This is a genomic window from Sphingomonas paeninsulae (assembly GCF_003660165.1).
GTDB classification, from domain to species: domain Bacteria; phylum Pseudomonadota; class Alphaproteobacteria; order Sphingomonadales; family Sphingomonadaceae; genus Sphingomonas_O; species Sphingomonas_O paeninsulae.
The window spans coordinates 147982-167586 of record NZ_CP032827.1; the positions used below are offsets into that span (position 1 = coordinate 147982).

A 19605-nucleotide genomic window follows, 5' to 3' on the forward strand; every position below is an offset into this window, starting at 1 on the left:
ATGGGCGATCACATCATTGACCGGGGCGGCGAAGTCGGCCCCGACGTCGTTCCTTCGAACCAATCGGACAGTCCCATCGCGCGCAGTGGCGGTTGGGGCAACATCGCCTTCGTTGGCGCCGGTATCGGCCTGATCGGGGCCATGGGCGGCATTGCGATCGGCTACGGGGCCTTTCATCATGCCGCCAGCACGACGACCGCCGCCGAGCCTGCCAAGGCCAGCGACCGGTCTGTCAACGATGTGATGGGCTCCCCTGAAGCTCAGCGCGCCCAACTTGCCAACCAGCTCGGACAACCCGGCGCCTCCCCGACCGACATCTTCGGTCGGCCGATAGCCCCGAAGACGGGGCAGCCGGTCGTCGACGTGAATGGAAACCCCGTACCGGCATCGGCCGGCACGATGACCTCGGCTAACGGACAGCAGTCGCCGCAACAGCGGCGTGCCGAGCAGACGCGCGCGATGGCCGATGCTGCGCGGCGTTCTCCGATCATGGCCTTCGGCAACACCGGCGGCGGCGCGGCGGGCCAATCCATGGTAGCATCGGACGGATCGGGGCAAACGCAGGGACCGCCAAGCGACGCGGGGCAGACCGGGACGCAGTCAACGGCGTCTCGAAACTTGGGTGCCAGCGGTTTCGGTGGTCCAAATGAGGAGACCGCTGCTCCCGCCAAGGGCTCGACCGATTTCAGCGACCAGCTCAGCCATTCGGCCATCCAGACGGTGCGGGCGACGATGGTCGCCGATCGCAATCTGCTGCTCAGCGCCGGTACCGTCATTCCCTGCACACTGCAGACGGCGATCAATTCGACGCAGGCGGGCTTCGTCTCCTGCGTCATCAATCACGATGTCTATTCCGAAAACGGCCGCATCGTCCTGCTCGACAAGGGCACAAAAGTACTTGGCCAGTATTCCGGCGGCATCACGCAGGGGCAAGCGCGTTTATTCGTGTTGTGGACCCGCGCCTTGACGCCTCGTGGAATCGCGATCGATCTCGGGTCGCCTTCGGCCGATAGTCTTGGCCGAGCGGGACTGCCGGGTGGGGTCGATACGCAGTTCTGGGCACGTTTCGGCGTCGGACTCGTGATTTCGGTGCTCGAAGATGCGTCGAATATCGCCAGTCGGGCCGTGGCCGGCAATGGCACCAACACGACGGAGGTCCCCAGCACGACGGGACAGACGGTTTTGCAGCAAACCCTGCAGATCAAGCCAATCCTGAAAAAGAACCAGGGCGACACCGCTGCGATCTTTGTCGCCAAGGATTTCGATTTCCGCTCGGTTTATGATGTTCAGTTGAGGCGCTGACCGATGGCCTCTAACGGCTCCTCGCTGATCTACGAACACAATGCGGCGCCGATCGGGCGACACCTCAAGCGCGACGACGTTACCGAGTTGGTCATCAATCAACCCGGATGGGTCGGGCTCGAAACCCGGAACGGGTGGGAATGGCATGAGGAGCCCGCGTTGGACAACGCGGCCCTGATGACGCTTGCCAAGTTGATCGCCGGGCTGACCAAGCAAGATATCAACGCCGAGTATCCGGTCGTATCCTCGGTCCTCCCCGGGGGAGAACGTGCTCAGGTGGTGGTGCCTCCCGCTGTTGAACAGGGCTTTGTCTCGATCACGATCCGCAAGGCGTCGGGCGTGTCGATGAACATCGATGATTTCGAGCGCGCCGGCTTGTTTAGTGAAGTGCGCGCTCACGGCCTGCACGAGGAGGTCGACTCCAGATTGCAGGACTATCGTCAGGCCGGCGAATGGAAGGCTTTTTTCCGCCTCGCGGTCGAGGCGAGAAAGAATATTCTCATTTCAGGCGCGACGGGCTCTGGCAAAACGAGCTTCTCCAAGGGCCTTATCAAGCTGATTCCGGAGGATGAGCGGATCCTGACGATCGAGGACACGCGCGAACTCGTCGTGCCGCAGCGCAATCACGTCCACATGATGTATGCGAAGGATGGCAAAAGCCTCCAGAAGGCGGGCGCAAAGGAGTTGCTGGAATCGGCGCTGCGGATGCGGCCCGACCGCGTTCTCCTCCAGGAGCTGCGCGACGGCACCGCTTTTTTCTACCTGCGCAACGTCAATAGCGGCCACCCCGGCTCGATTACGACGGTCCACGCCAACACCGCCGAGGGTGCGCTGGAACAGCTTACCCTGCTCGTGAAAGAGTCGGATGGCGGCAACGATCTCGATCGGCACGATATCCGGGCGATGCTGCGCTCGTTGGTTGATATCGTCGTGCAGATGCACCGGCTCCCCCGGTGGATCGGCGGCCGGCGCGGTATCGCATGACGGAAGTTTGGTTCGGTCCTGCGGGCAAGCCCCGCGACTGAGGAGGACGCAAGCGTGAGCGGCAAGTGGGTGCGGAGCGACGAGGGATCGCAGCCAGGTGCGATCGCCTTTCTGACAATGATGGGCCTGGTGGCCAGCGCCGCGATTGGTGCGATTGCTGTTTTGTGGAGCGCGCATCTGCTCAGCACCCAAACGCCATGGCGGAAAGTGCCCGCTGCCCTGTGGGCGCTGAAGGCCTATCCGATCGTCTACCTCCCGTTCTTCATCGGCTTCGTAATTGGTCTGGTGCTGACAATGATCGTCGTCGTCTCGACGCTGTTTACGCGCCAGAAGCTGCACGGCGAGGCACGCTGGGCGCGCGTCGGAGAGGTCCGCAAGGGCTTGATGCTTGCGCCAGCCGGGATCGTCCTGGGCAAGTTCGGCGGCAAGGTCATGCGATTTGGCGGTCCCGAACATGTCCTCCTCGAGGCTCCGACACGCGCTGGCAAAGGTGTGGGCGTCATCATTCCCAACCTCCTTGACTGGCACGGCTCGCTGGTCGTGCTCGACATCAAGCAGGAGAATTACGATAATACCGCAGGCTATCGCCTGAAGGTGCTCAAACAGCAGGTCTTGCTGTTCAATCCCCTCGATCCAAAAGGGCGGACGGTCCGCTGGAACCCGCTGAGCTACATCAACCGGCGAGACCCGGTCGAGGTCATCAACGAGTTGCAGAAGATCGGGGTCATGTTGTTTCCCGACCCCCTCACGGGGGAAAGCTTCTGGGCAGAAAGCGCGCGCACGGCATTTCTCGGGGTCGCCGCCTATGTCGCTGCGACCGTCGACGACGGCGAGGACGCGCTGCCTTTCACCATCGGCGAGATTTACCGGCAATTTGCTGCCGGTGATGCCGCGAAACGTTTCCCGAAAATTATCCGCAGCCGCGAGCAGGTGGGCAAACCGCTGTCTGGCGGGTGCATCTCGGCCCTGAAGGACTTCACGTCGGCGTCAGCGAACACATTCACCTCAATCCGGCAGTCGGTCACGGCCAAGATCAACGCATGGCTCAACCCTTATGTCGACGCTGCAACCTCGGAGAGCGATTTCGATCTCAGTGATTTTCGCGACAAGCGAATCTCGCTCTACCTCGGTGTCTCTCCCGACGATCTGGATCGGGTCGCGCCAATTTACGGCCTCCTTTTCCAGCAGTTGGTCGACAGGAACGTGCGCGAACTCCCAAAAGGCAATCGACACCAGATCAAGGTACTGGTGGCGCTTGACGAGTTCGCCAGCCTTGGCAAATGCTCGGTCTTGGCGCAGGCCTTCAGCTACGTCGCCGGCTACGGTCTGCGCTTACTGCCCGCCTTTCAGTCGATGGAGCAGATTCAGGGCGTTTATGGCGACAAAGTCGCGGCCGACATCGAACGAAACTGTGCCGTGCGGCTTGTCTTGCGCCCTGCGGGCCTGCCGGATGCCAAGAAGGTCTCTGAACAGCTTGGGACTTACACGTTCAAAGCGCGTTCGCGCTCAATGGGGACATGGGGTGGCCCGGGAGGCTCAACCTCGGAGTCGGATCAGCGCCGGGCATTGCTCTTGCCCCAGGAGGTCGAGATGCTTCCGGAAGACGACCTGATCGTGTTCCGGCGCGGTATGTACGCCTCCTATGGCAAGAAGATTCGATATTATGCCGAAAAGCAGCTGGCAGAGCGGACGAAAATACCGGCACCGGAGATGCCCCCGATCCGTGTTGACCCGGCCGTCGCACATAACAGCCTTCGTGTGATCGCCGCAGCTGAAGCTGAGAATGACGCGTCCGGGTCCCCGGTCGTTGCTGCCCCCGGGGCAACCCACCGGACCTCTCCGCCGGCGGGCGCCGGGGCAGCGGTAGAGGGCCGATTGAACAAAGCGGCAATCGAAGCGGCCAAAGCAAATCCGCCCAGCCAGCGCATGGCCGTGCTGTTTAATAATCTCATCATTGTGAAGGAGAAGATGGTCTCCTGAACACCAGGATAGACTCTTGTGGTAACCACAGACGCACGGAAGGCGCGCGTCACAATCATCGACATTCCCTGAAAACGCGATATTTACTGCGTAGCAAATATGCCACCGTTTCAGTAGCCACTCGCCAGCGCGAGCCGCACATCCGGCGCGATCGTATAGACCGCCTCGCGCTGCGCCCCCCGATTGGGATGGTCGACGCGATATCCCTGATAATGGCGATGAAGCAATCCAGCGCGTACAAGGTCTGATACCGCTCGGCTGACATTCGTTCGGCCGGATCGTAGGATGCGCGCCTCGACCTCGTCATTCTGCTGCTGAGCCAGATCGCCCGCATCTTCCGACGCATCAGCTTTTGCCAACAGCTGTGACCGGACCGCTGCAATCATGGCGGTACGACGACAGTCGCGGTTGGCCAGAGGCGCCAGTGCCCGACACAACCAGTCCCGTACCGGAACCTGGTCCGTTTCGTTTCGGACATAAGGTCCTAGACTGCCATTCTCTCCTGCGGCCTTCGCGATCAGGTTGAGGATGAGCAACACGTATCTGGGACGCTTCGATACCTGCGACACTCGCTCGACCAGATCTGGCAGCGCGACGGTCGGCGGCGCCACAGGCAGCGCAGCGTGTTTGATATGCTCGAAGAGATCGGCTTGGTGGAACATAGCAGGAATCTAGCACATGCGATTCCACTGTGAATCCCCCTAAATCATCCGGCTCAACAAAAATCACCAGTGTCACTTTACCCGGCCGGGTAAAGTGACACTGGTGACACAGCCCGAGCGTGGCCAGGGTGAGGCCTGTGGATCGGCGTCGAAGGTGCAGGCCGTCCGGTTTTGGCAGTTCGCGACCAAACTAAGTCGTTTGAGCGACGGGTTGCGAACGGCCGCTCTGGACACAAGCCGCCGTACGAGTTCGATACGGCGGTCGATCGGCTTCCGCCGATCTGCGCCGAAGCGCCTTCAATGCTGCTCGTCGTCTTCTGCTTCAGTGCATCATCAGGAGTGGAATATCGGCTGCAGCAAGCAGGTGCCGTGTCGTGCCGCCCATCAGCCATTCGATCATCTGCGCATGTCTGTACGCGCCAGCCACGAGCAGGTCGGCGCCAGCAGATTTGGCCTCGGCGACGATCTGCGCTCCGAGATCCGAACCTTGTGCCGCGACAATGTGAAGCTCGGGCGTCGTCCCCAACTCCGATAGCAGTCTTGTCATCCCGAGCGCGGCATCGTCTTGTTCACCGATCCTGATCGCCGTGACGCGCTCCGCTGCCCGCAACCAAGGGCCGGCGCTCTCTATCGCATGCTGAGTTGCAGCGCTGTCGCTCATCCCAACCGCGATGTGCGCGAAAGATCGGCGAGAGCCGGCGCGCCAATCATGCGGCACGACCAGCACCGGCTTCTGACTGCGAAACACAGCAGCATGCAGGGCGTCACCGCTATCCATATTATGTTCGGGGGCGAGGACGAGAACGAGGACGTCGGCCTCGTCGGCCTCCGCGCAAACGGTTTGCTCTTCGGTTCCGGTGACGGCCCGCCACTGCACTTTGGGAGCCGCATCGTCGGCGCCGTTGATCCAGGTCACGAACGCCGTGCGGGTTGCCTCTGCGCGCTGCTCGGCCGTGCCCTCCCGCTGCTCGCGCAGACGCTGAAACTGCACCTCTTCGCTCGACGTCACGATTTTCTCGGGGTCGACGACGACATGAAGGGCTTCGACGGTCGGATCCGGCAAAGCAGTCGCCGCGAGCATGGCGGCATCGAGGCAAGCGGGTGCGCTCTCCGCACCTAAGAGGATGGCGAGCACTTTCATGTCAGTTCCTTTGCGAGAAGAGGGTCGGCGCCGAATAGCCGAGCCAGACGGCTGCGAGGCACAGGACGACGGATCCGATAACGTTGGCGGCGGCCCGGCCCGGCTCTCCGGATTGCAACAGCGCGAGGGTCTGCAGGCTGAAGGAGGAAAAGGTCGTGTAGCCGCCGCAGAAACCGACGATCAGAAACAACCGGAGCTCTGGCGACAGCATGAACCTCCCTCCCTCCTCCGTCAGCGCGGCGACAAAACCGATGATGAAGGACCCGCTGATGTTGATGCCGATCGTGCCCCACGGCATCGCCTCGCCGACGCGCGCGGTCACCAGCAGATTGATCCAATAGCGGACCAGGGTTCCCAGCGCGCCGCCCGCGGCGATCCAAAGTGCCGTCATGTGGGCTGTTCCCCGATTGGGAGGATCAAGAAGGGTCGCATCGCGTGCTCCGTGACGTTGGCATTGCGGTTCAACTTACGGCGACGAGTGCCGCACCGGCGGCGATGAGCAGAATTCCCGCCCACCCTCCGACGGAGAGGCGCTCGCCCAGGAACGTCACGCCGAACAGAGCGATCAGGACGACACTGAGCTTGTCGACTGGAGCCACGCGAGCGGCTTCGCCCAGCTTCAGAGCCCGGAAATAGCAGAGCCAGGAGGCTCCCGTGCCCAAGCCTGACAGGATCAGGAAAAGCCAGGTCCGCCCGTTTACCGATGCGGGAAGCACCAGCTTTCCTGTACCCAAGAGAAGAAGAGACAGGACGATGATCACGACGAGCGTGCGAAAGAGCGTGGCCAGGTCGGAATCGATGTCCTCGACGCCGACCTTGGCGAAGATCGCCGTCAGAGCCGCGAACAAGGCGGAAAGTCCGGCCCAGACCAGCCAGGAGTGGGATGTGGCAGACATGATAGGCTCGTCTCCAAGGCTCATGAGCAGGTGGAGGCGGCAGTGGGGTCCAGATCGATGCATCGGCCATCGATCTCATCCTGCGGCACCGGCAGGTCGATCAGCGCGGCCAGCGTGGGAAGAATGTCGACCGTCTCGACCGAAAGCGGTTCTTCATGCGCCGTGGCGCCGGAATACCAGAACAGCATCGGTACGCGGCGATCATAGTTCCAGGGCGAGCCGTGCGTTGCGGTGTAGAGCGGCGCGGGTTTCGCGATCGAAATGACGCGCGGTTTCAGCAGCACGATGAGATCGCCAGATCGCGAGGGATCGAATGAGGCGCGCGCTTTCTCGACGAGGGACCAATCGTCGACAGGCGGACGCGGCGGCGCCATGCGGCGTAAATCGTCGGCCGTCAGAACCGCAGCGACCTGCGGGAAGGCACTGAGCCTGGCTTCCAGCGCCGACAGCATCTGTGGGCGGAGTTCGTCAGGCACTTTATGCGATAGATACCAGTCGCCTTGCGCACCATCGGCAAGCAAAAGCTCCTCCGGCGGAACGTCCACCTTGAAATCGGTAACAAGGCTCATCGCCAGTTGGCGGGGATCGAGCGCCGGATCGACGCGGGCAGCATCGGCAAAGCCGCGCTCCTGATGTCGTTCGGGAATATCGTAGCCGCCATGGTCGGCTGTCAGGACGACGGCATAAGGCGCACCGTTTGCGTCCAGCGCGGCGAGGATCCGGCCGACCGTCTGATCGAGCTCGACCTGCTGCGCGCACATCTCGGCACCCTCGGTCCCAAACGCATGGCCGACATAGTCGTTCGCCGAGAGTCCGATGGCCAGAATGTCGGGCGCTGGGCCATGACCCAGCTTCATCGACCCGATGAAGCCGATCGCGATATCGGCCGTCGCCCGATCGAAATCCGGAGAGGTTCGAAACGCCTTCACGTCGCCAGCGTCGTGCGGCTTCAACTGGCCTACGACCGGCCCATCGGGCAGCGTAGGTATCGCAATGGATTGCGCGCGACATTTCGCAGGCAGTGTGGTGGCGGGCGGACGATCGATTATCGCGGCCACACGCGCGTTGACCGTCTGAACGACTGAAGGCGGGGTCTGATCGCGACCCTGCAGTGTGACGTATGAGCGGCCCTTCTTCGGGTCGAGATACCAGATCGCGTCGGTCATATGGCCGCCCATCATGACGGCGGCCCGATCCTTGCCTGCCACGGAGACGACGCGCGAGCGCGGGTCGGCCCGTTTCATGCGGTCGCCCAGGGTGGGAACCTTCAGATGCTCAGGCGAGACCACATAGTCCGATACGCTGGATCCCGGCGCTCGCTCGTCTTCGGCGCAATACACTGCATGCGGCGCCTTGCCGGTCCGGGTGACGCCTTCGTCGAACCAGGTGTTCGCGATGATCCCGGTGCGCGCCGGATGCGACCCCGTCAGGATCGTCGAGTGGCCAGGGCAGGTTTCTGTCGCGGCATGGCTCTGGTAGCTGGATGGAAAGACGATCGCGTTCGAGAGCCGCTTCAACCCGCCAGTGTAATGCTGGCGATATTCCGCAAAGAGATCAGCCGAAAACTGATCAACCGAAATCGCGACGATGAGCCGAGGTGCCGGGGGCTTCGCCGCAACGGGCGCGGCCACAAGCGCGACAAGGGGTATCAGCAACTTCATCATATCACGGCCTCGTTCGATTGGTTGTTCGGGTCTGGTGTCGCTCGCCTAGTCGGCCTCGGCCGCAAGCTGGTCGGGACTGGCATCCTCATGGGCCAGCTCGCCGGGGCCAACATGCCAATGCTCGAGATGTTTGTAGACGATTACCTTGTCAGCCAGCAGCGCTCCTTGCGCACGGCAGAACAGCTCGAGTTGGTCCTTCGAGCCGATGAGTTCGACGCACATCGTGAGGTGAGGATCGGAGATCTCGGCCCCGTTCTCCCGCACCGGGCCATGATTGCTGAAGCCGTAATGGGTGTGATGCGCGACGGCATTCATGATTCCGTCAGCCTTGGCCTGGGTGACCAAAGCCCGATAGAGCGGCTTGGCGCCCCAGCGTGACTTCGACAGCGCGCGCGGCGCCTTGTCGGCGGGCTTCAGATAGATGCGGATCATGCCGATCTCGCGTGATGTCACATGGTGGGTCTGGGTCATGGTGCTGCCTTTTAGATGTCGAGGGGCGAAGATGATCGAGAGGTCTGCCGATGGGCGCAGCGCGCGGGCATCGCGGAGCGTCAGGTCCGGGGGCAGGATTGACCGAGACCGCTTGGGAACGGCGACGCGCTGCGAGAGATAGATGCCGTTGTGGCCGGAGCATGCATAGGCGACGAAGCAGGCAACCGCGATCGGCACCGCAGCGCCCGCGCCGAACAGTTCGATGCCCATGATGGTGCAGGCAAGCGGCGTGTTGGCAGCGCCAGCGAACACGGCGACGAAGCCTAAGGCCGCGAACAGGTCAACGGGTACGCCCAGCGGTGCAGCTAGCGCGTGCCCTAACGCCGCGCCGATGAAGAACAGCGGCGTCACCTCGCCCCCTTTGAAGCCGGCGCTGAGCGTGACGACGGTGAACAGCATCTTGATCGCCCAGCTCCAGCTGTCGGCGCCGTGCTGGAAGAAGCCCGCAATCGTCGGATCCCCGGGGATCAGGCTCCAGACGCCGAGCCCCAGATAGGCGCGGGTTCCCAGCAGATAGACGAGCCCGATGACGGCGAGACCGCCGATCGCAGGGCGTGCCGGGCCATAGGGAATGATCTTCTTGAGCCAGCCGCCCAGCACATGATTGGCCTCTGCGAACACCAGGCTGGCAAGGCCGAACGCGACCCCAGCAAGCGCCGCCTTGAGCAGCAGTCCAGGCTCGAACAGCAGGCCCTGCCCTGCGGGAGCGAAGCGCGCGACCGCATAGGCGGCGTGATGGATGCCCCATGCCTGGCATGTCCAATCACCGACCAACCCCGCGACGAGACACGGGACAAGGGCCGAATATTCAACCCGGCCCACCGCCAGCACTTCAAGCGCGAACAAGGCCCCGGCGAGCGGCGTTCCGAACACGGCGCCGAAGCCGGCGGCGACACCGGCCATGAGGATGATCCGCACGCTCGGTGGATCGAGCCGGAACCACCCGGCGACCGCACTGGCCAGGCTGCCGCCCAATTGTACTGCGGTGCCCTCGCGCCCTGCCGAACCGCCAAGGAGATGGGTGACGATGGTGCCAAGGAACACCAGCGGCGCCATGCGCAGGGGCACACCACCGCCGGGCTCATGGATCTGCTCGACGATGAGATTATTGCCACCCTCCACCGACCGCCCGAGCCGGTGATACAGCCAGCCGACACCAGCTCCGCCGACAGGCAGGAGGAAAAGAAGCCATGGATGCTCAAAGCGCGCGCGGGTCGCTGCATCGAGGCTCCAGAGGAAAGCGGCGCACAGCGTCCCCACGGCGATCGCCATTGGCACGAGCAACAAGGTCCAGCGGACCACGGACACGGCGTGATCCCGCCGCGCCATCGCATGGGACGCGAGATTCAGCGACTGGACGAGATTAACAAAAGTAGCGCGCACAATTCCCCCTTGTTGCGAAAACGCAGCAGGTAGGAATCATCAGCCCGAGGGCGGTTCGGCCAAAGCCAGGCGGAAATCCATCGCCTCGATGCGCTGATGACGTATCGGTCACTTCTTGTCAAACGGTGCCGGACGGATTGAGTCGTGAAATGTGGTGCGGAAGATCGCGATCTCTCCCAATCGAGCGCAATGACGAAGATGAGCACCGCATAGACAGCGCTGAGCGTGTGCCCTGTTCCGAGGCGCTTGGCGATCCGGGTGCCGATCAGTCCGCCCCAGATGCCTCCACCGATGAACACTCAAGCGAGCGATCAGCGGCCAGCCCTGAAAACGAGTAACTCGCCGCCGTGGTCAGGCCAACGGTCGCTTGTCACCAAACTTGCGCATAGGCAGACGCGTTCGCGTCGACTCGGAACGACCGCTACTACTCGAAGCCGCCGTCCGGAGCGGGTCGCTTGGAAGGCAGGTATGTCCCACTTCCCGTCATCAAACAGCTGATCGAGGGTCTCATATGGAAAACCCGGGCCCTGCAGTCCGCGTTCTGCCCGCTGGCTTCGCCGAACCCGGTTTGCAGTAGCCTTTTTGGTGAGAGGTTCCCCTTTCCAGAGACGCTTGCCCAACCACACCCTGAACCCGGCTTCGCGCATTTATTCTCCCTGCGCCGCCGCACCATCCGCGACCGGCATTGCTCTGCGCATGAACGCGCCGAACATAGGCACGGTGAACGCCGTCTCCCCGTAGCCCGGCGTGTAGATCATGCCCTTGGCAATCAGCGACGCGCGCACGGGTCCGAAGCTGGAAGGCTTGCGGCCAATATGATCGGCGATCGCGGTTGACGCGAAAGGCCCCTCGCCCAGGTCGGCCATACCGCGCAGGTAGCGCTTCTCCGACGGCGTAAGCCGGTCGAAACGGACCCGGAAGAAACTGTCGTCGAGCGCGGCGATCGCGGTCGGGTGCGCGAGGTCAACGTCTGCTGCCGTGATCGGGCAGGCGTCCGCTGCATCCCAGCATTGCTTGCCCCATTCTTGCAGGAAATAGGGATAGCCCTCGGTGACGGCGAGGATCTTCGCGACCGCGTCCGGCTCGATGGCACATTCCTCCGCCTCGATCGGATGGACGATGGCGGAAGCGGCAGCGTCGTCCCCAAGCGGACCGATGCTGGTGAACAAAAACAACCGCTCGGCATAAGACTTTGCCTTGCCCATTTGCCCGGCCAGCTGGGGGAGGCCGGCAGCGACCAGCGTGATAGGGCGATCATTTTGGCGAGCGCGGTGAAGCGCCGTAATCAATGCCGCCAGTTCGCGTTCAGCCACATATTGCAGTTCGTCGATGAACAGCACGAGAGCCGTTTTGCGTTCCCCTGCCGCCGCCCCGGCCAAGTCGATCAAGTCGATCAGATCGGCTTCGAGATCGCCGTTGTCGGCGACCCCTATTTCGCCAAGATCAAGCGAAGCCTCCAGCTCACCGTAGCTCAGCTTGAATGCCTTCACGAACCGAGCGAGTGCTCCCAGACCCCGCTTGGCGAGCGTCATCGCCGCCTGTCCCCGATCGAGCTTCAGCATTGCGGTGCGGAGTGCCGGGACCAGCATGGCGGGCAGCGACTGACCCTCTGGTGCCTCGATCGGCACGCTCAAGATGCCCTCGCCTTCCGCTGCCCGACGCATCGCGTTGAGGAGCACCGTCTTGCCAACCCCCCGCAGGCCGAGCAGGATCATGCTTTGCGCATGACGTCCGTTGCGGATGCGGTCGAGCGCGACGGCAACGGTCTCGAGGACTTCCTCTCGGCCTGCAAGTTCGGGCGGTCGGCTACCCGCGCCAGGCGAGAAGGGGTTACGGCGTGGATCCATTCTAAGCTGTTTAGATAGTTCTAGGCGATTCGTATAGAACTATCTAAGTCGGCTATATCTCGCTTGACCTCGAGCTAATCAAGATGAACGCGCGGAATTTTCGGAAACGTGGTTGACGCGTTTGTCAGCAACAGGCGATGACTTGCGACGAGTCAGGACCGTTGTGAACCCGCTGAGAATTTGTTCATGGGAGGTGAAGCGCGAGCTTCAGTGATTGGTTTTCAGTGCGTCGGGTGGGTTCCTTGAACATCGCAGGTGAGACGATCAAGGAGATATCGAAAAGGTATCTCAATATTTCTTCGACTTCCTTAAGTCCGATTTCAAGCGGCAGCAGGCACCACGCCGCCGTATCGTCATTCAGAACGAAAGTGGCTTCCGTTCGGCAATGCGCATGGCCGTCGATGCGGGCCTGCAGCACAATCTTTGGCAGGTCATGGGGAAGCGGTCGGAAGGCGATCCAACATTCAAATTTGCGCCCCGCATCTACCGCCGACGGTGGCGCTGAGCCGAGTACGGGTTCAGCGTTGACGACGGCCCCTTAACTCTGAGAGGCGCGGGTCTTCGCCTACAATGGGATCCTCGGACAGCAAGGCAAGCGAGTCCTCGATCTTGTCCGGCGTGCATGATCCAATAATCCTTCTCCACCAGTCCAGGGTCGATCGACAGATCGCGGGCGGTGACGTCGATCAGGTCCCGGAAATCCGAACTCTCGTGAAGCAGCATGCCGCGTCGTGCTCAGGCGGGCACGGTGTGGAGCACCGACGCCAGGAGGCGCTCCGCGCGCGCAGATCCGAAATCCCGGACTGCGCGCGCAAGACGCTTTTTATCCATTGCCTCCGCCCGCTTGAGCGCACGCGGCAGAACGTCCGCTGTATCCTCGGGTAGCCGATTGAGATTGTGGAGGAGATCGACCAGAAGCACCTCTTGCGAGAGCTGAGCGGGTACAGTCGAGCGCATTCGGAAATCATAGGTCCGCCCATCGAGCTTGTAACGACCGTGGCGCTTGCGGTTGTAGACCACGGGCTCGTTGTGAAGCTGGGTCGTACCCACACCCAGGCCGTTGAAGGCGCTTGGCGAGACCATCAGGAAACGATCGTCGCCGAGGAAACTCTTCACCAGCTTTTCGGGCTTCGCTGGAGCGCTACCGAAGCGAGTCTTGCGCGGCGCCATGTAGAGTCCGCCAGCGACCTTCTCGAGGCGCCCCTCGGTAAGCAGCTGCTTGAGGTGGCGATCGACGGATGTCGACCATCGCGCCAGATCCTTCCGGCGGTAAACCTGCCCTGGGCGCAGGTGCTTCGTAAGTTCTGTCAGCGCAGTCATCGTCTTATCCCTCATCCAGAGAGATAGACCTTACATCCAGCTTGTTCAACTTTTCATTTAAAATTCATGCAATGGCGACGCGTCCATGCTCGTTGGGTCTACCTCCACGATCGCAGCGTCATGACGTTCACCGTTCAATAAATTTGGCCTTCCTGCCGAATGATCGCTGCCCGCGCTCGCCGCATGATGAAACGCTAGCGTTGCCTGTCCGGCTGAATTTCGGAGGCGGGCTCATGCGAGGCCCGTAAAGGGGCGTCAGCAATCGAAGGCCGCCCCCCACTTGCGAGACGATCGCCCAAGGTGCGGTGCAGGATCGCGAGGTCGGCCGACAGCCGATCCTCATCCCCTCCCCCGCCGCGTTCGGCATTTGCGAAGAGGTCGAGCGAGCCGGCAAGTTCCGGCTCGGCGAACAGCGCGATGCTCTCCCCCGCTCGCCATAAGCGGGCAAGATGCTCCGACCAGGCATCCTGGGCGGGCCCTGAGCGGTCCTTGGCGACGGTTGAGGCGGGCGGCGTCGGCGGGATGGCCCCCCTCCCCTCGATCTCGGCGCGCGTGATCGCAGCGAGCTTATACCGCAGCACGCGCGTTTCGGGCGTGTCAGTCGGAGATGGCTGATACTGTCTTGCCAAAAGAGCCTGGAGCTCGGCCGACCTGGCGCTTCGCGCAGCCTCGTGCCAGTCCACCATGACGCGGTCTTGCGCCATCCTGTCGGCCGGCTGCGTGAGTGCAAAGCGCTCAAGCATTGGATCGTCGGCAACGTCAACGGGCAGCGACGCGAGATTTCCGTTCGCTGCAGCATGCGCAAACGCGGCAATCCCCGCGATCGTCGCAAACTGTGCCGCCGTCAGGTCCCGATCCTCGATCGAGCGCGTCAGGATGGCTTCAAGCACCGGAACCAGATCCGTCACCCCAGCCTGGCTGGCATCAATCGTATCGAGCCGACCCAAAATGTCGTTTTGCGCTGCCTCAATGCGGGCATTGCCTCTTGCCATCGTATCGAGCTGCCCCTGGACGAGGGTCAGCGCGTCGAGGACGGCCGCTAGCGCAGCCGCGTTTGCTTCTGTGCTCATCGACGCGGCCCATCTTTATCGGGCGTCCGCTCTCGGTCGCGTTGTGCACGATCGCGTTCCTGCGTCTGGCGGCGGATCTCGTCAGCCTTGTTGGGCACCGGACAAGCGGATTGCTTCTCGGCATCCTCCATCAGCGAACGCAAGCGGTCGGATATACCTGAAGGCCGCTCACCCGTCTCTTCGATCTTCGAGCGTCCGGGAACCTCTGGCGCACCCCGATTGGCATCGAGCTGTTCGCGCATCGCCCCCGATCGCGCGAGCGCTGCCGCGAGCTGATCAGGGTCCGCACTGGCGTTCCCCGCGCCGCGGTCAGCCACCGGTTCTCGCTCAACCTCGCCTTTGGTACCGGTTACCATCCTCGCGGCTCTGGCAGAGTTTGGCTCTGGCGATGGCAAAGACGTTATGAATCGCTCGAGGCTTATCGCGATGACCTGGTCGGCCAGTGATGGGGATGAGGACAGCTCCTTTATTGATCGCTCATAAGCCGCTCTGACCAATGCCTGCTGCTTGGACAGGACTGCACCCACAGGATCCGCAGTGCCCAGGTCACGAAGCTTGGCAATGCGCGCCGAGCGGTTTCGATCTAATGTTGAGAGCTGCCCCTTCTCGCGCACTTTCATCGCCGCGATCGGCTCATGCTTGGGGTCGATGCTGCGCGCGATGGCAGGCGTCGCGTTGGCCTCGATGCCGCGATCGCGGAGTTTTTCTGCGAACCGCTGACGGTAGCGGAAGAGGTCATCGCGGTTTGGGTGAAAGCGTCGGCCATCATGATCGCGACGCGCAAATGTAAGATGAACGTGCGGGTGGTCACGGTCGACATGAAGTGATGCGACCCACGATCGGTTGGCCATCTCGACCTTGGCGAAATCAAGCGCCGCTTCCTTCAGCTTCTCCGGATCGGTGCCCGCTGGCATCGACAGGATCATTGACATCGAGGTTGCCCCCTTCCTTCGGGCGTCACCGTCCATCTCCCATTCGTGCCAATCCTGGGCGAGGGTCTGCATCTCCTTGCCGCTGCGAATCACGTCGCCTTCGCTCGTTTGCAGCTCCAGTTCCTGTTCGGCACCATGACCCAGGCGGCTTATGTAGGAAAAGTTTGCGAGGACGTGCCCCCCACCATGCTGTCGGCCGGTGATGCGGACCATCACCTCCGGGACGCGCCGCGCCGTTCGCTCCATCGTCGACACTGCACGGCGACTTAAGGCTGCATGGGAACCACCTCCGAAAGCGCGCTTCGTCTGCGCGCGAGCTCCAGACCCGGCTGACCCCGATGCCGCGTTCGGGAACATGGATGCGACCGCCATCCCGAGCATCGATCCGCCTGCGCTCGCCCCTTCCCGCTCCCGCCACCGGAACCCATGCGATGCTTTTTCGGCGGGGCAAACACCCCGGCCATAGAGTCCAACGTACCAGCGGAAAGCCGAAACCTCATTCGCTGGCGTCCCGGACGGCGGGCACATCACGATGCGCGCCCGTCCAATACTCAACCTCGCCACCGACGTACGTCGACAGCGAACGGCGCGTCGAGAAAAGCAGACTCTTCAGCTCCTGGCATGTCTCTACGAAGGGCTCAGCGATACGGTCTATAGCAAGTGAACTACCGGGTTGATTGGCTGCGTTCATGGCGTGGACCGCCTGATTGATGTTGCGTCCGATCGCCAGGACTTGCTTGCGGAGCTTGCCGATCTCAGCAGCCGTAGCCGGCGCAAGACGAAGGCGAGCGGCACTGTCCCATAGCTGCCACCGTATCGCGCGCTTGATCCATTCGTTCCTGTTCAATCCCATATCAGCGCCGACAACGCCGATCGCCTCGATCTCACTGCGGTCCAGCCTGACGGTCACTCGTATCTGGTCGTCCGCAGCCCCTTCGCATCCGCGCGCTGGCGTCGGCAGGTGATCGTTCTCCTGGATCAGGGCTGCACGGGTCAGTGACAGCGCCATCCATGCGCTGCGGCTCTGCCCCTGTGCCGAGGCTGCGCGGTCGATCTCCGCGACCAGCCCGTCACTCAACCGCACGCTTACTTTCATTCCTAAAGCCCCGAGCAGCGGAACCACATCAACCAATGTCCGACATTGGTGCCATGTGGCATATCCTGCCATCCCTACGAATCCAACTCCCTTCGAACTAACCCCTCTCTAATACTTAACAACACTGTCGTTGGAGTGGAATCACTCCAAACGCGGAGGAGAAGACGACATCGAACTGGACTATGTGGTGCAATTGCTTCGATCGGTCGGCACTCGAACGGTTGGAGGCAAATTTCTGTAAGCTTCGGTGACCCCAGATTGATCGAGAACTGACCCGTCAATTCTGATCGAGGTGGATCGCCGCCATGGAGAAACAAATCATGCCACGAGCTGCCACCAGGGCTGATGATCTAGCCTCAATCGAGAGACGACGTGAAGCGTTGCGAGCCGAACTTACAGCGCTCGACGAACGGGCTAAAGCGATCGAGACTGCTGCCAAGGATGCCGGTCGTCCCGTTCTGATGGCGGCGCTCGAACGTATCCAAGTCGGGGCGATCGACAAAGCGGATGCGAGGGCTATCGCTTCGGCTATCGCGGTTCACGGTGGATCGGCCGTCGCGAAACATCTGGCATCTCTCGCTTAAATCCAGAGGCCAAGTCAGCACCGGGAAGTGCGGCCCCCTGCCCCCATACCTCTGCTAGCTGACGTGTGTCTGCGTCCGTTTCGAGGACGAACGCACGCGCTGCCTGACGATAGCCGCTGCGGCTCTCAATAGCCGATGGTGTGAGACAGCGTAGCCGATCGGTCCGCAAAATATTGCTGATGATCTCGGAAAAGCGCGCGGGCAGTCGGGCGAGAAAATCTCGATTCCCTTAAACGATACTGGCCGCTTTTCGAGGTCATGCCGATCGCTTCCGATCCTGTTCAGCGGGCGCGCCAGCGAATACGCCTCCCCACCGGCGCTTCGATCAACGGACGCCTGAAAGTAAGACAGCCAGCCTGCAATCCGCGGCGCGACGGCAAGAAGCTTCAGCAGGTTGCAAGGCGACGACAGTAAGTGCAGCCCGCTGTCGCCTGCCCGTGTCTCCGGGCTTTCTCAGCGGCGCTGTACCGCGCTGCGGACAATGCAGACAACGCCCAACATGATCCCCTGAACGAGCTCGGCCCGCAGCATAGGCGCTCATCTTGAGGCGCGTGCGGTGTCTGACTCACTGTAGATCATTCAGATGGCAGACCCGACAAGCTGAGCGGCCGCAGGCCCATATTCCAGCGTTGGCGCGTGCCCAGTCCTTCCCGGCACCACGCACCCGAGCATCTCCTCAGTAGCCCCGCCTGTCAGAACGTATCAAAAGTTTTCGTTGCCGCTAACCTGCAATGTTGGTGTCCGACGCTGCGGACGCCACCGTGCTGGTCACCTCACCCAAATCCGGACATCAGGCCATACGGTACAGATGTGATCCTTGATCGACGCCAGCATGTGACCGGGTCTTTTGTCGTCACAAGGAAGGCGACCACGTTGCGCACAGCGACGAGATACTCTCGGAGGAAAGTCACTCCCCTGCCCCACTCTGGATGAACCGGTCAACACCACGAGCATGTCTTCAGTAACTGGTTACAGGTCTCCGTCGTAACCGTGCGGTCCGCCGGATAATCCGCAATCAGAGGAACAGGCGCCGCCGCTATCTCGTTCCTTTGTCTGACGCTGGACCGTTCCGGGTTGGCAGCTAGCCGCGCTTGGTCGCCTTACTGCGGACCGCCTCGGCTTCTTCCGCAAGGTCGAGTAGCAGCTTCATCGCCTCGCCCTTCTTCATGCGATGGCGATAGGCGAATTCGTCATAGCGTTCACGGTCCTCAGGTGTCGTACGGATGTGGAAGTTTGCCGTGTAGATCGCTTCCCGGGCCGGCGGCGGCACGCGCTTGGCAGCCGCTTCAGCGGGCTCGGATTTAAATCCAAGGCGCTCCCCTCCCTGCTTGGCCGCCGCGCGCTGTTGCGCAGTCGGAACCGGGATCTCGTCATCATCGTCGAGGGAAAAAGTCGCCATACCCGGGCGCGCGGTTCCGTTGGTCATGCCGAAGCCTTTTCGTTGAGCAGAGTCAGGACGTCGAGCGTGAACGCCGCAGCGTTCGCTCGCGCTGTCGTTAGCGAACCAACTTCGGAATTCTTTAACGTCGCCAATGTCCCGCCGAAGCTGAAGAGCGCCCGGAACGCGCCGCGGTCCGCCAGCGCGGTCTTGATCACCGGAATACCTGCCTGCTCCAGTCCGGCGATGATCTGTTTGAGCTCTCGAGGCCAAAGCCGATCGGACGCCTGCGTCTTGGCGAGGACTGCGGCGAATTTGAGCGGCTTTTCGCGGTGTTTGGAAACCTGTCGCACGTTCTTGAAAGCACGGGCAGCTTCATTCGAGTCCAGGGCGGACCCCTGCATCGGGATGAGTGCAAGGTTGGAGACAAGCAACGCGTTGGTAACGCGACCCGACGCCCTGCCCTCCAGGTCGACGATCACGAACTTGGCCCGCTTGCGCGCTTCCGTAATCGTGTCGATGATCGTCTCCTCGTCGATCTCCTCAATCACCTCGATATTGTCGGGCTTGCCTCCCAGAGCGGCCCATTTCGACAAGGGAAAGTTCGGGTCGGCATCGATTAGGATGACGTCCGCCGCTTGCGCCGCGAGTTCGGTGGCCAGCAATAGCGCCGTCGTCGTTTTGCCCACCCCCCCCTTTGGCGACAGCAAAGTGATAACGGGCATTCGAAACCTCCGGTCAGCGCGCGCCGCTATGGCGTGACGACGCGTTACAACGGTTCGCGCGGGTCGGCAAGTCACGACGGTTCGCGAGAACACAGAGCACCACGCGGTTATATGCGTTCGCATTAACAGTTGTGTTACAGTGCCGCTTC

At 62.1% G+C, this 19605-nt stretch carries 17 protein-coding genes, 2 pseudogenes and 1 riboswitch; of the genes and pseudogenes, 4 read left to right on the top strand and 15 right to left on the bottom strand.

Going from position 1 to position 19605, the window contains the following annotated elements; all coding sequences use genetic code 11:
* From virB10 to D3Y57_RS00820, 3 genes and pseudogenes are all read left to right on the top strand, one after another.
* The gene (virB10, locus tag D3Y57_RS00810; protein ID WP_121150468.1) at nucleotides 1-1302 is read left to right on the top strand and encodes a type IV secretion system protein VirB10; all 1302 of its coding nucleotides are present in this window, start codon (nucleotides 1-3) and stop codon (nucleotides 1300-1302) included.
* Between the two features lie 3 nt (nucleotides 1303-1305).
* Nucleotides 1306-2327 (top strand): annotated as a pseudogene (gene virB11, locus D3Y57_RS00815) (P-type DNA transfer ATPase VirB11).
* 13 nt (nucleotides 2328-2340) lie between these two features.
* On the top strand, nucleotides 2341-4266 hold the full coding sequence (locus D3Y57_RS00820) for a type IV secretory system conjugative DNA transfer family protein (protein WP_162986850.1): 1926 nt from the start codon (nucleotides 2341-2343) through the stop codon (nucleotides 4264-4266).
* A gap of 110 nt (nucleotides 4267-4376) precedes the next feature.
* Here the strand turns inward: D3Y57_RS00820 and D3Y57_RS00825 are convergent, their stop codons facing one another.
* From D3Y57_RS00825 to D3Y57_RS00880, 13 genes and pseudogenes are all read right to left on the bottom strand, one after another.
* Entirely contained in the window at nucleotides 4377-4928 is a 552-nt protein-coding gene (locus D3Y57_RS00825; RefSeq protein WP_121150470.1) for a hypothetical protein, read from the bottom strand.
* A gap of 322 nt (nucleotides 4929-5250) precedes the next feature.
* Entirely contained in the window at nucleotides 5251-6069 is an 819-nt protein-coding gene (locus D3Y57_RS00830; protein ID WP_205590023.1) for a universal stress protein, read from the bottom strand.
* A gap of 1 nt (nucleotide 6070) precedes the next feature.
* On the bottom strand, nucleotides 6071-6460 hold the full coding sequence (gene crcB / locus D3Y57_RS00835) for a fluoride efflux transporter CrcB (protein ID WP_121150472.1): 390 nt from the start codon (nucleotides 6458-6460) through the stop codon (nucleotides 6071-6073).
* Between the two features lie 70 nt (nucleotides 6461-6530).
* Nucleotides 6531-6965, bottom strand: a complete 435-nt coding sequence (locus D3Y57_RS00840) for an EamA family transporter (RefSeq protein WP_121150614.1) — start codon at nucleotides 6963-6965, stop codon at nucleotides 6531-6533.
* A gap of 20 nt (nucleotides 6966-6985) precedes the next feature.
* Nucleotides 6986-8629 carry an alkaline phosphatase family protein gene (locus D3Y57_RS00845; protein WP_239025682.1) on the bottom strand — a complete coding sequence of 548 codons (1644 nt, stop codon included), beginning with the start codon at nucleotides 8627-8629 and terminating at the stop codon, nucleotides 6986-6988.
* 45 nt (nucleotides 8630-8674) lie between these two features.
* Nucleotides 8675-9100, bottom strand: a complete 426-nt coding sequence (locus D3Y57_RS20555) for a DUF190 domain-containing protein (protein ID WP_347400361.1) — start codon at nucleotides 9098-9100, stop codon at nucleotides 8675-8677.
* A 48-nt stretch (nucleotides 9101-9148) separates the two neighbouring features.
* Nucleotides 9149-10504: pseudogene (locus D3Y57_RS00850) on the bottom strand (voltage-gated chloride channel family protein); the annotation flags it as partial.
* Between the two features lie 23 nt (nucleotides 10505-10527).
* Nucleotides 10528-10598: riboswitch (Fluoride riboswitch) on the bottom strand.
* A gap of 553 nt (nucleotides 10599-11151) precedes the next feature.
* Nucleotides 11152-12351 (bottom strand): ATP-binding protein, encoded by a 1200-nt coding sequence (locus D3Y57_RS00855; RefSeq protein ID WP_121150476.1) that lies wholly within the window; start codon nucleotides 12349-12351, stop codon nucleotides 11152-11154.
* Nucleotides 12352-12535: 184 nt separating this feature from the next.
* The gene (locus D3Y57_RS00860; RefSeq protein ID WP_121150478.1) at nucleotides 12536-12769 is read right to left on the bottom strand and encodes a hypothetical protein; all 234 of its coding nucleotides are present in this window, start codon (nucleotides 12767-12769) and stop codon (nucleotides 12536-12538) included.
* Nucleotides 12770-13086: 317 nt separating this feature from the next.
* A complete protein-coding gene (locus D3Y57_RS00865; protein ID WP_121150619.1) occupies nucleotides 13087-13671 on the bottom strand; it encodes a hypothetical protein in 585 nt (194 codons plus the stop codon).
* A gap of 194 nt (nucleotides 13672-13865) precedes the next feature.
* Nucleotides 13866-14741 carry a hypothetical protein gene (locus D3Y57_RS00870; RefSeq protein ID WP_121150480.1) on the bottom strand — a complete coding sequence of 292 codons (876 nt, stop codon included), beginning with the start codon at nucleotides 14739-14741 and terminating at the stop codon, nucleotides 13866-13868.
* Nucleotides 14738-16228: a relaxase/mobilization nuclease domain-containing protein gene (locus tag D3Y57_RS00875; protein WP_239025683.1), complete on the bottom strand. Its 1491-nt coding sequence runs from the start codon at nucleotides 16226-16228 to the stop codon at nucleotides 14738-14740. Before D3Y57_RS00875 ends, D3Y57_RS00870 begins: the two co-directional genes overlap by 4 nt.
* Nucleotides 16170-16757, bottom strand: a complete 588-nt coding sequence (locus D3Y57_RS00880; protein WP_347400355.1) for a hypothetical protein — start codon at nucleotides 16755-16757, stop codon at nucleotides 16170-16172. Before D3Y57_RS00880 ends, D3Y57_RS00875 begins: the two co-directional genes overlap by 59 nt.
* 332 nt (nucleotides 16758-17089) lie before the next feature.
* On the opposite strand from D3Y57_RS00880, the gene D3Y57_RS00885 reads away from it, so the two are divergent.
* Nucleotides 17090-17353: a hypothetical protein gene (locus D3Y57_RS00885; RefSeq protein WP_121150623.1), complete on the top strand. Its 264-nt coding sequence runs from the start codon at nucleotides 17090-17092 to the stop codon at nucleotides 17351-17353.
* Nucleotides 17354-18434: 1081 nt separating this feature from the next.
* Here D3Y57_RS00885 and D3Y57_RS00890 read toward each other — a convergent pair.
* Nucleotides 18435-18779, bottom strand: a complete 345-nt coding sequence (locus D3Y57_RS00890) for a hypothetical protein (RefSeq protein WP_121150485.1) — start codon at nucleotides 18777-18779, stop codon at nucleotides 18435-18437.
* The gene (locus D3Y57_RS00895; protein WP_121150487.1) at nucleotides 18776-19456 is read right to left on the bottom strand and encodes a ParA family protein; all 681 of its coding nucleotides are present in this window, start codon (nucleotides 19454-19456) and stop codon (nucleotides 18776-18778) included. Before D3Y57_RS00895 ends, D3Y57_RS00890 begins: the two co-directional genes overlap by 4 nt.
* Between the last annotated feature and the right edge of the window lie 149 nt (nucleotides 19457-19605).

Bases quoted from the DNA above. Each gene is read 5' to 3' on its own strand.
- virB10 (WP_121150468.1), top strand. From the start codon at position 1: ATGGGCGATCACATCATTGACCGGGGCGGCGAAGTCGGCCCCGACGTC.
- D3Y57_RS00825 (WP_121150470.1), bottom strand. From the start codon at position 4,928: ATGTTCCACCAAGCCGATCTCTTCGAGCATATCAAACACGCTGCGCTG.
- D3Y57_RS00830 (WP_205590023.1), bottom strand. From the start codon at position 6,069: ATGAAAGTGCTCGCCATCCTCTTAGGTGCGGAGAGCGCACCCGCTTGC.
- crcB (WP_121150472.1), bottom strand. From the start codon at position 6,460: ATGACGGCACTTTGGATCGCCGCGGGCGGCGCGCTGGGAACCCTGGTC.
- D3Y57_RS00840 (WP_121150614.1), bottom strand. From the start codon at position 6,965: ATGTCTGCCACATCCCACTCCTGGCTGGTCTGGGCCGGACTTTCCGCC.
- D3Y57_RS00845 (WP_239025682.1), bottom strand. From the start codon at position 8,629: ATGATGAAGTTGCTGATACCCCTTGTCGCGCTTGTGGCCGCGCCCGTT.
- D3Y57_RS20555 (WP_347400361.1), bottom strand. From the start codon at position 9,100: ATGACCCAGACCCACCATGTGACATCACGCGAGATCGGCATGATCCGC.
- D3Y57_RS00855 (WP_121150476.1), bottom strand. From the start codon at position 12,351: ATGGATCCACGCCGTAACCCCTTCTCGCCTGGCGCGGGTAGCCGACCG.
- D3Y57_RS00865 (WP_121150619.1), bottom strand. From the start codon at position 13,671: ATGACTGCGCTGACAGAACTTACGAAGCACCTGCGCCCAGGGCAGGTT.
- D3Y57_RS00870 (WP_121150480.1), bottom strand. From the start codon at position 14,741: ATGAGCACAGAAGCAAACGCGGCTGCGCTAGCGGCCGTCCTCGACGCG.
- D3Y57_RS00885 (WP_121150623.1), top strand. From the start codon at position 17,090: ATGCCACGAGCTGCCACCAGGGCTGATGATCTAGCCTCAATCGAGAGA.
- D3Y57_RS00890 (WP_121150485.1), bottom strand. From the start codon at position 18,779: ATGACCAACGGAACCGCGCGCCCGGGTATGGCGACTTTTTCCCTCGAC.
- D3Y57_RS00895 (WP_121150487.1), bottom strand. From the start codon at position 19,456: ATGCCCGTTATCACTTTGCTGTCGCCAAAGGGGGGGGTGGGCAAAACG.